This window comes from Aeromonas sp. 600724 (assembly GCF_049175135.1).
GTDB lineage: Bacteria > Pseudomonadota > Gammaproteobacteria > Enterobacterales > Aeromonadaceae > Aeromonas > Aeromonas veronii_A.
This window is the reverse complement of record NZ_JAAKUM010000018.1, coordinates 113545-123258: the sequence shown is the minus strand read 5'-3', so window position 1 is coordinate 123258 and position 9714 is coordinate 113545. Positions and strand designations below refer to the sequence as shown.

At 57.1% G+C, this 9714-nt stretch carries 7 protein-coding genes and 1 tRNA gene; all 8 read left to right on the top strand.

The genetic code is table 11. From position 1 onward, the window contains the following. Window positions 1–306: 306 nt before the first annotated feature. The gene (locus G5168_RS17130; protein WP_338455320.1) at window positions 307–1047 is read left to right on the top strand and encodes a phosphatase; all 741 of its coding nucleotides are present in this window, start codon (window positions 307–309) and stop codon (window positions 1045–1047) included. A gap of 89 nt (window positions 1048–1136) precedes the next feature. Next, window positions 1137–1212: transfer RNA gene (locus G5168_RS17125), tRNA-Thr, on the top strand. Between the two features lie 397 nt (window positions 1213–1609). Further along, window positions 1610–2095 carry a hypothetical protein gene (locus G5168_RS17120; protein WP_319908516.1) on the top strand — a complete coding sequence of 162 codons (486 nt, stop codon included), beginning with the start codon at window positions 1610–1612 and terminating at the stop codon, window positions 2093–2095. Then, window positions 2096–2794, top strand: coding sequence for a class I SAM-dependent methyltransferase (locus G5168_RS17115; protein WP_319908517.1), 699 nt, complete (start codon window positions 2096–2098; stop codon window positions 2792–2794). It abuts the gene before it with no gap. Then, the gene (locus tag G5168_RS17110; RefSeq protein ID WP_319908518.1) at window positions 2791–3669 is read left to right on the top strand and encodes a TauD/TfdA family dioxygenase; all 879 of its coding nucleotides are present in this window, start codon (window positions 2791–2793) and stop codon (window positions 3667–3669) included. The genes G5168_RS17115 and G5168_RS17110 overlap by 4 nt, the downstream gene beginning before the upstream one ends. Further along, window positions 3657–7895 carry a hypothetical protein gene (locus tag G5168_RS17105; protein ID WP_421252500.1) on the top strand — a complete coding sequence of 1413 codons (4239 nt, stop codon included), beginning with the start codon at window positions 3657–3659 and terminating at the stop codon, window positions 7893–7895. The genes G5168_RS17110 and G5168_RS17105 overlap by 13 nt, the downstream gene beginning before the upstream one ends. Next, the gene (locus tag G5168_RS17100; RefSeq protein WP_421252499.1) at window positions 7892–8647 is read left to right on the top strand and encodes a class I SAM-dependent methyltransferase; all 756 of its coding nucleotides are present in this window, start codon (window positions 7892–7894) and stop codon (window positions 8645–8647) included. The genes G5168_RS17105 and G5168_RS17100 overlap by 4 nt, the downstream gene beginning before the upstream one ends. Continuing rightward, window positions 8644–9492: a CmcI family methyltransferase gene (locus G5168_RS17095; protein ID WP_319908521.1), complete on the top strand. Its 849-nt coding sequence runs from the start codon at window positions 8644–8646 to the stop codon at window positions 9490–9492. Before G5168_RS17100 ends, G5168_RS17095 begins: the two co-directional genes overlap by 4 nt. Window positions 9493–9714 lie beyond the last annotated feature (222 nt).

The window sequence follows — 9714 nt, the reverse complement described above, 5'->3', positions numbered from 1 at the left end:
GGGTATCCATGATGGTAGACCTCAAGGTGATGGCCTACTTCAAGATTAGCCTTTCAACACGTAATTGGGACAGAGCCAAAAAAAACCGCCGCAGGGCGCGACGGTGGGGAAAGTGAGTTCGCGTCATCCTGACGGCAAACTGTCGATGCGAGTTCAGGCATGTATCGACGGGGGCAGTATGCCAGCCAGAGCCCCTCAGACTATGTCAGCTTCGCGGTATTTTGTGACAAAGTGTGGCAAGCACTGGCGTGGCCCAAGCTGCGGCTCTTTGCTATGCTGCCCTTTCAAAATATGAGGGGAGAGAAGATGAAGTACCCGGTCGATACCCACACTCACACCATTGCCAGCACCCATGCCTACAGCACCATCCACGACTATCTGCCCATCGCCAGAGCCAAAGGGATCAAGCTGTTCGCCACCACGGATCATGGCCCCGAGATGGCCGATGCCCCTCATGTCTGGCATTTTGCCAACTTGCCGATCTTGCCAAGAGTGGTGGAAGGGGTAGGGATCTTGCGGGGTATCGAGGCCAACATCAAAAACCTCGACGGGGAGATCGATTTCCCAGAGCGCTATGAGTCGCGTCTCGACATGATCATGGCGGGTTTTCATGAGCAGGTATTCCCTCCCTGCGATCAGGCAACCCACACCCAGGCGATGATCAACGCCATCAAGAGCGGCCGAGTCGATATGATCAGCCACCCGGGCAACCCCGCATTTCCCATCGACATTCAGGCGGTGGTCAAGGCGGCTGCGGACTATCGGGTGGCGCTGGAGATCAACAACTCCTCCTTCATTCACTCGCGCCCGGGGAGCGAAGGCAACTGCCGCGCAATCGTTGAAGCCGCGCGAGATCTGGGGGCCTACCTCACCTTCGGCTCCGATTCCCATGTCGCTTTCAGCCTCGGCGATTTTGACCATTGCCACCGTCTGGTGACCGAAGCGGGCTTCCCGCAAGAGCGGATCCTGGTGCGCTCCCCCCGCGCCCTGCTCGAATTTCTCGAAAGCCGCGGCCGTGCCCATATCCCCGAGTTTGCCGATCTGTAAATCGGGCTCTAACACCATGAGCCAACTCATAAAATCGAGTTGGCTCAATTGACTTGCCGGTCATTTTTTATGAATGTGGAGAGCAACAAGCCGGTATAGCTCAGTTGGTAGAGCAGCGCATTCGTAATGCGAAGGTCGCAGGTTCGACTCCTGTTTCCGGCACCAGACATAGCAAGGCTCGCAGTGATGCGAGCCTTATCTTCTTTTTAGCGGGCTAACACTGGGCTAACATCAGCACTGGCACACAAGCGGCATCGGCTCCCTGTCAGTTGTTCAATTGGCTGCTGAACCAAGTAGGAACGAGGCAGTTCAGGAGCTTGGCAATCCAACCATGCGCCGTAATCCTGCTTTGGCATGAACACTAGACTGGCTTCTCATTCCCTAGCTTGTGCATCCGTCCAACAGCGGATGCAGTGTCAGCATTGATCGTGAGCTGAGAAAGTTGAAGGTATATCGAAATAAGGAGTGAGGTTGAAATGGTAATTCCACCGCTTCCCTAGTAGCCACTTGATACTATAATCTTAGGATCCAATTATCCGCCAATGGCTATTAAGGAACCTGCATGGAACAGAACGCTATCTGCCGCCCCCTCACGTTCGAGGAGTCGCACCAACTTCTCCAGTCGGATGAACAAATGCTGGCCGCGCTGGACAAGGTGGCCCAGCTGGATTTCTCCATGCTGGGTCGCAAGCTGATGGAGGAGCGCGGCTGGACTCGTGAATACTGCGATGACGTAGAAGGCTTGTACCGTAAATTTCTAGCGCTCAATGTGCGTTACCCGGATAAGAAAATCTGCCCGTCAGGCCCTATCGATGATTTCTGGCACGCGCACATTCTCGACACACATGCCTACTTTGCGAACTGTGAGTTTCTGTTCGGCCAATATCTTCACCACTTCCCGTACTTCGGCATGCGGGGTAAAGAGGACCGGGCAAATCTGGAGGCCGCTTTCGAAGAATCGCTGAACCTGTTCGTGCTGCACTTTGGCGTGGATCCTACCGCAGGCGATACTGAGGCGCGAAGCTGCAAACCACAGCGGTGCCCTTGAGTGTCGGAGGTCATCCGCACCCACTTCTTCGATCATGAAGAAGACCGGCTGCTGGAAGCACGCAACATCCATTTCTGGCGTGCACTCGTCGGCCATGTACAGGCCGATCGAAGCATACCGTCTGACGCCACGGTGCTCGACATCGGTTGCCACCGTGGCGGTCTTCTCGAGTTGCTGCACGAGCGGTTTAAAGCGGTAAAACTTCTGGGCATTGAGCCGCTTGTGAGTGCTCGGCGGGTGGCTGAGCGGCGTCTGGCCCGGTTTGCCGCGCATACCCAGCTGTTTGGCTCAGAAGGTTGGTCTAGTATTCCATACGCTGGAGTAGATCTGGTCGTGGGCCATGAAGTACTGCAGTACATCAGCGACCTGCCGCTACTAATGGCTAACATACGCCGTGTTATCAAACCTGGCGGTTTCGTATATCTCGCCCTCGGTTGTCACACGGAAAACCCGCTATGGTCCACTTGGAAACGTGAGCTGGAAGTACTGGGTCACGCCGTGCATGACCACTCCCCTTTGGAAATAATGGCGGCGGGAGCATGCGCTGGGCTGGCGCCATCAGTACGCCCTTTAAGGGACACAGGCTGGGTCTACCATGACCCCAGTGTCTCGGGGTCATTCTCCTATCCTTCGGTCGGTGCGTTGCTTGATCACCAATTTCGCCACAAGTTGCTTTTCAGATTCGAGCACTGCGTATGAGCATTCCAGAACTGACTATCCCCACTATTGTGAATGACGCTCTGTTGGCCGTGACCGTGCGTGAGACGCTCGAATCGCTAGAAGCGCGCGTTCTCGATCCATCACTGCGACGTTTACTCGCCGGAGAACTGTCGTCCCCTGAATGGCAAGCCTTTATTGTCGAGCTTTCACGCCTTTGGAACCGCTTTGATCATGTTGTCATGCGCGGTACTACTACCTTGGGCGACGAGCGCATTGCCCTGCTGCTAGCACTGGCACTGAATGCTGGATTCAAGCCCTACCGCGGAAACAAGATCGTTAAGCACTTCAAGATGTCTCCTTGGACAACCGAGCTATCTCACACCTTGCGCGACGGGCACTTCCACACCGACCTGAACACTGCGAGCAAACCTCCAAGCATCACCTTGATCCATTGCCGAGTTCCCGACCCTACCCCGGGCTATGGCATTCTGCGCGTCGCCCGGGTTGGAGACCTCCTTGCCGAACTTCGTCGACGCGGTGCAGACAAGACCTTAAGGTTTCTCCTGCACGATACCGTGACCATAGTAGATGATCGAGCGCAAGGAGCCTGGTCAGGTACCATGGCCAGCGAGTCGGCCATTCGCTTTCACCCCGAAACTTTGAAGGCAGCGCAACGGCGAGGGGCGAGCTTCATTGACCCACTCGAAGAACAACTGGATACGATCCATGAGGTGGCGCTGTCGGTGTCCCATCCCATAGAGCTTGGCATGGGAGACACCTTGTTGGTATCGAACATACGCGCGCTCCACTATCGTGGCGAATGCACAGTTCAGTACCTGGACTTCCCCCGGCATTTCCAAGCTCGACAGATACACGTCCTTCACTTGGTCGATGAACCTTCATGGCCAAAATGAAAAAAGAGACCATTGATGTCGTAGGTGCGGATGCTAACAACCTACGTGATCTCGACATAAGCTTCCCTGTCGGTGAGATGTCGATGGTCGTAGGTGTCTCAGGATCGGGGAAGACCTCCTTACTCCAGAATATCCTCGCGCGCCAAGGGGCCAAGCGCTTGAAGTCTTTCTTGGGGGTCAGCCAAGATCACCTTGCCCCACCCATGGATCTTGCATTCGTCGGTCGAATGCCGCCTACCCTGCATATTGGACAGCGTGCCTTCCGAGCCTCCTCACGCACGACGGTTGGAACCTCGAGCAGCCTTCTACCCTTGCTTCGCCGCATCTTCATCAAATGGTCCAACCCCGTTTCCGCATGTAGCGGTGTTTCCATTCCGCCCCCTGGAATTGATAGCTATGCCGCGTGGTTGCTGCAGCATCAGAAAGGCCCGATCGATATCTGGGCAATCCCCATTTCATTCGAGGCCAGCGACGGGATGGCCATGGCGGAGCGTCTGCGCTCCTTGGGTTTATCCAGTGTCATCGTGCGCAGCGAGACCGACTCATCCAAGGTGTGGGAAAAAGGTCGCGTTCTCCAGCTGGATAAGTTCAAACCACTTGCCGCGCGCACCCGGCATATTGTGGAGACCCTGGTTGCAAGGGTAGAACTCAACGAAGAAAAGACCACGGCACAACAATTGGAGCAGCTACTGGCACTCGCCTTCGACGCTGGCGAAGGGCGTGTTCTGATCGACTCTTTTGGGGGCGTTGTGCTGGACTCCCGCTGCCATTGGGTTACACCAGAAGACCCCTTTCGCTACCGCCCAGCTAGCGAGCACCTACTCTCGTTCAACGCTCCGGAACATGAGGCTACGGGTGCCTGCCCAACCTGTCGCGGACTCGGCGAGAGTACCGTTTTAAATCTGGACGCTCTGGTAGTTAATCCTCACCTCTCCCTTCACCAAGGGGCCTTCTCGCTCTGGACAGAGAAGAACTACAAGTACGTCAACATTCAACATGAGACGATCGAAGGACTGCGAGGCCTCTGTAACTTCGATCCCGATCGAGCCTGGTCGGAGCTCGACACGCAGGCTCGCCGCCTGATCATCGAAGGAGCAGGTGAAGCACTGATTGCCGACCGAGATTTAAGCAACGGGCGCAAGATAAGTACACCACGCCGTTTTAATGGGTTTCAAGCGGAAATCATTGGGCGAGTAAACAAGCGTGGCATATCAGCCGGACGACTGGCCCACCTGGTGAGCAATGGTGCGTGCCCCGACTGCCTTGGTAGCCGCTGGTCTGCCCAAGCGCGTGCCTTGTGCCTCGCTGGTTACTCGATCAATCACCTTCTGGCACTGCCGTTCGAAGCACTGTCCTCGCTCTGCAGCCCTGGCTCCGATTTTTCTAGAAAGCTGCCTGAGCAAGCAGTGCCATATCTGAAACAGTTGCACCGACTGACCAGAAGTTTTGTCGGCTCAGGCCTTGGACACCTCAGCGGCGCCCGCGGGATGCTGGAAATCAGCGAGGGAGAATCACGCCGCTTGCGTTTGGCTGCGGCCTTGGACGGCCACCATTCGGGCCTTTGCCTGTTGCTGGACGAGCCAGCGCGCGGTTTGCACGATGAGGATGTCGACCGGTTGGCCGCAACGTTGGCCGAATTGCGTGGAACCCACAGCCTGATCATCAACGATCATCGTCGGCGATTGGCGGCCGCCGCCAGCTTCTTCGTCGAAATCGGTCCTGGCGCTGGCCCCGAAGGTGGTCGTGTAACCTATTCAGGGAAGGTCCCAGAACGCTGGTGGTCGCCGGATGCCCGTCTTGAGCGCAGCACAGTTGCTGTCCAGACTCAGACTCCAAGGCTTCGGTTAAAAGACATCCATATTCACAATGTGTCGGGAGTTGATGTGGCTATTCCGTTAGGTCACCTGGTCAGTGTGGTTGGTGTTTCGGGATCTGGGAAATCCAGTTTCGTGCTCGGAGCACTCGTACCTGCGCTCGCAGGCACGTTCCAAACCGCGCCCGACACCCTAGAAGTGGATGTTCGCCGTGGACGATGGGCATCGCTGTCGGGTACCGAACACCTCAACGGGTTCGTTGCATTGGGCCAGCGAACGCCAATACCAAACAGGCGCAGCACGGTCGCGACCTTCCTGGGGCTCGCTGAACAACTGCGAAATCACTTCGCTAGGCTACCGGCCGCTGCCGCCGCCGGTCTCGAAGCCAGCGATTTCGGACTCAACGCTGGACAAGGCCGCTGCGATCAGTGCCTAGGTATCGGGGAAATAGAAGAAGCTGGCCATTGGGTCGTCTGCCCGAGCTGCGCTGGAAGTCGATACGGATCCACCGTACTGACTGTTCTCGACGAAGGGTATGACATCGCGCAGGTACTCGATCGTTCGATCACCTCGTTGAGCAACGCACCTTTCCCTGCTTTCGACCAGCAATTGCCGCTTCTGGGCACCCTGGATGAAATGGGGGTCGGGCATCTGTCTCTAGGCAGACGGCTCGACACCCTTAGCGGTGGCGAGCTCCAGCGCCTTCGCATTGCCCGAGAGCTGAGTGAGCACGCCTCGCAAAGGTTGATGTTCATTCTCGATGAACCTGCGGCGGGCCTGCATCGTGACGACGTCGCGCGCCTGCTCAGAACGCTTGATCGAATGGTCAGACATGGCCACACCGTCCTGCTGGTCGAACACAATCTCGAACTCGTCGCGGCAACCGACTGGATCATCGAGTTCGGCCCGGGCTGTGGTCCGCAGGGAGGCCAACTGATAGCCGAAGGCCCTCCGAGCCACGTGTGCAAACAAGATACCCCTAGCGGTCGAATGCTCCGGGCAGCGTCGAAACCGGGCGAGAATATTAAGCACTTGGAACGCTATCGACACCACATTCCCTCCAGCCTACCCGAGGCCAGCAGTGCGCTGCGCTGGTTGCGAAGGCTGCTCGGTCACGACATGCCACCGCTAGAGCAGGAACTCGAGCATGAAGGAGGGCAACCGGCAGTCGTGCTAGACGCGCACAACCTGAAAGATCTTCGCCTGCTTGAGTTTGGAGCGCTCGACCATGAGCTGGCCTTGCTCATGCTCGAAGATGAGAACACTCAGGAGGCCGATACCATCGCTCTGGTGGATGTCTGGGAAACCATTGCTGATGCCGAACTGACGATTTGCCCCCTGCTCCAGGCTATCCACACATGGGGCACACAGACTCCAGAAAGTGTCGTATGGGGCCTGCGCAGGCGGCTGCGAGTACAGGGGCTACGATGGGCAGAACACGACATTGCATCCCGCGTACGCGCTTTCGGTGGCCCTCTTACCTGTGACGCAGCCAGTAATCGCAGTGCACGAATGCATGCGGTGAAACAGGCACTGCTGCTCGGTGGTGGCTATGTCGAGCTGGTCAGAGGCCAGGAGGTGATCGCGACCTGCAGCGAACGAGCGATGGATCTCGATCGCTCCCTGGTTGGTCCCCGCGCGATATCTGCCTACGATTTCGATCGACACACCGCGCGTGGGCAGTGTGCATGCTGTCTTGGTCGTGGGCATGTCGTCAGTTACGATCCGGGCTTGTTGATCAACGACGAGACGAAAGCCGTGGAGCAGAACGGCTTCCTGCATCCGGAAGCGCTGAGTGTGCTCAAAGGCTTACACCGTAATGCAATGGCGCCTTTCTTCAAACGCTTGGTCAAGGAGCAACTATGGCCGGCCGAGCGCCCCATTGAGCGACTTTCGGCCCAGGAGCGCAACGTGCTCCTCCATGGCTTCTGGGTCCCTTCGGGCGCGGGTACCTTTCTGCGCACCCATGCTAGCAATCCGAAAGAAGTCGCGAGTTGGTTACGCTGGGACGGATTGTTCGCGCATTTGCGTGAAAACCTTTCGCGTGGCTCCCGCCCTTGGCGCGACAGCGTATTGGCGTCCCGGATCATGATCCGCTGCCCCCAATGTGACGGTTCAGGCTTGCGCCAGCACGCCCTCTTGTTCAAACTCGCCGGTCGCAGCTACGCGGACTGGATAAAAACAGGAACCGTTACCGAGCTCTGTCAGGCTTTGAAGCATCTGCCTGCCCCTAATGCACGCATTAGACGCCGGCAGGCTCGCCTACTCGAGGTCCTCACCCCCCTCGACAACGAGTGTTTCGGTGCCACTAGGCTGTGCAGTATGGCGCCAGATGGCCCCCACACTCTCCTCTGGCCTGCTGTCGCGCAAGCTTTTACCAGCATGCCGGTACTCACTAAGGAGGATCTATGAGCGAAGATCGGACCTACAAGCTCTACGGGGAGTTTGGGGATCGCTACGACCTCCATACGCCACCACACCATTACGCCGATGATCATGACTTCGTGATCACGTGGGCGCGTAGCCTGAAGGAACAAGCACGACTACTCGACCTCGGCTGCGGGACCGGCATACTGCTCGAAAAAGCGCTGCAAGCCGACCTGGATCCGGTGGGTATTGATTCGGCGCCACACATGCTGAAACTGGCGCAAGCACGCGTCGGCACGGAGCGCGCGCAACTGAGGCGTATGCAGGAGCTGGACCTCGATCAGCGATTCGATTGCATCGTGTCACTTTCCTGGTCGCTCAATTACAGCCAGGACGTTGCCGAACTCCGGGATATTCTCCTGCGCTGTCACCACATGCTACGCCCTGGTGGCGGCTTGATCCTGCAAGTCGCCCATGCCCCCAACGCCCCGCCAGAGAAACCGTCGTTCACCGTCGACCGAGAGCCGGGGCCTGGAGGGCCGGATGATATAATACTGAGCTACGGCTTCTGGTCGGACGGTGCCGAAACGATACTCGCCGACTACCGATTCGAGTGCCTTTCTAGCGCAGAGAGCTTTGAGGAGCGCCATGAACTGAACGTGGCAAACGTGCATCTGCTCACGTCACTTCTGAGCGACCTCGACTTCATCGAAGTCGAGGTCCTCGACAGCTGGCGGGGCGAACCCTTCGATCGTAGCATCAGCCCCTTTGTCACTGCTCGACGCAAGCCTAGATGATAGGCTCGGTGCTGCGACTAAGCAGATTCATCGTCTTCGTAGACTACGCCGACTTCGTCGAGGTACAGCACGCGGCGCGTGGGGCACGGTACCGTATTGATCGTGCGACCTACGAAGAGCTACTTGGCTATGCCAGGTTTCGTTCCGCGTCGCTTGCCATTGCGCAATGGGTCGAGCGCGGTGTACTGGTCGCACCATTCACTGATACGCTTCTGTCGGAAGGTGCTACCCCGGGTTCAGAAGCAGCCTTGGCTACGGATTATCACCGCTGGTATTGGAGACACGAGATCGAAAGCGAGCGGGATTATCGTTGGTTCGGCGAAGTCGTACTAAAGATGCCTAGCGACCTGTTCTACCTCCAGGAGCTCCTCACTGGCATGCACGTTCAACGCGTGCTTGAACTCGGCAAAGGGCGTGGCGGTGGTGCCTGGTTTCTATCTAGCATCCTGCAGATGCAGGGACGGGGCCTAGTGGTTTCGCTGGACATTGATCCCTTAGCATCAAGCATCGATGGGTCCCGCTGGACCGAAGTCGAACAACATGATTGCGTTGGCGATGCAATGAACCGAGAAACCATCGACCAGGTGCGCGGAATTTGCCCTAAATTTGAGTTAATTGTCATCGACTTGGGTGGAGACCCACAACGAAATCTGCGTGCGTTGCGGCTCTGGGCTGATCTGCTAGCCGACTGCGGGACGGTAGTGATCGAAGACCTATGGGGCTGCGATGACATAGGCGTGATACGCGAGCTTGACCGTTTCCTGTTGGATAACCGGCAATTTTCATTATGTCCTTTGGCCCTGCGGCATCCGCTGTTGAAAGGTATCGGGTTGAGAAAAGCCTGACGCGACGGTGTGCCTTACCTTACGCCGATCCACTGCTCGGAGAACGCCCGCTCAAGCAATAGCGGTGGAGCAAAGTCTCGTGGACTCGATGATTGAAACCATGGACGACGAATGGGATCGCTGATTGGTATCAACGAGTGGAGGAACACGCTCATTGCGCATATCCCTAGACACTGCGTTCCATAGAATCGCAATTCTCTGCTGAAGTCGTTAGTTCGGTAG

What these genes read in the sequence shown, in the direction of transcription:
- G5168_RS17110 (WP_319908518.1), top strand. Translation starts at nt 2,791, where the DNA reads ATGAGCATTCCAGAACTGACTATCCCCACTATTGTGAATGACGCTCTG.
- G5168_RS17095 (WP_319908521.1), top strand. Translation starts at nt 8,644, where the DNA reads ATGATAGGCTCGGTGCTGCGACTAAGCAGATTCATCGTCTTCGTAGAC.
- G5168_RS17105 (WP_421252500.1), top strand. Translation starts at nt 3,657, where the DNA reads ATGGCCAAAATGAAAAAAGAGACCATTGATGTCGTAGGTGCGGATGCT.
- G5168_RS17130 (WP_338455320.1), top strand. Translation starts at nt 307, where the DNA reads ATGAAGTACCCGGTCGATACCCACACTCACACCATTGCCAGCACCCAT.
- G5168_RS17100 (WP_421252499.1), top strand. Translation starts at nt 7,892, where the DNA reads ATGAGCGAAGATCGGACCTACAAGCTCTACGGGGAGTTTGGGGATCGC.
- G5168_RS17120 (WP_319908516.1), top strand. Translation starts at nt 1,610, where the DNA reads ATGGAACAGAACGCTATCTGCCGCCCCCTCACGTTCGAGGAGTCGCAC.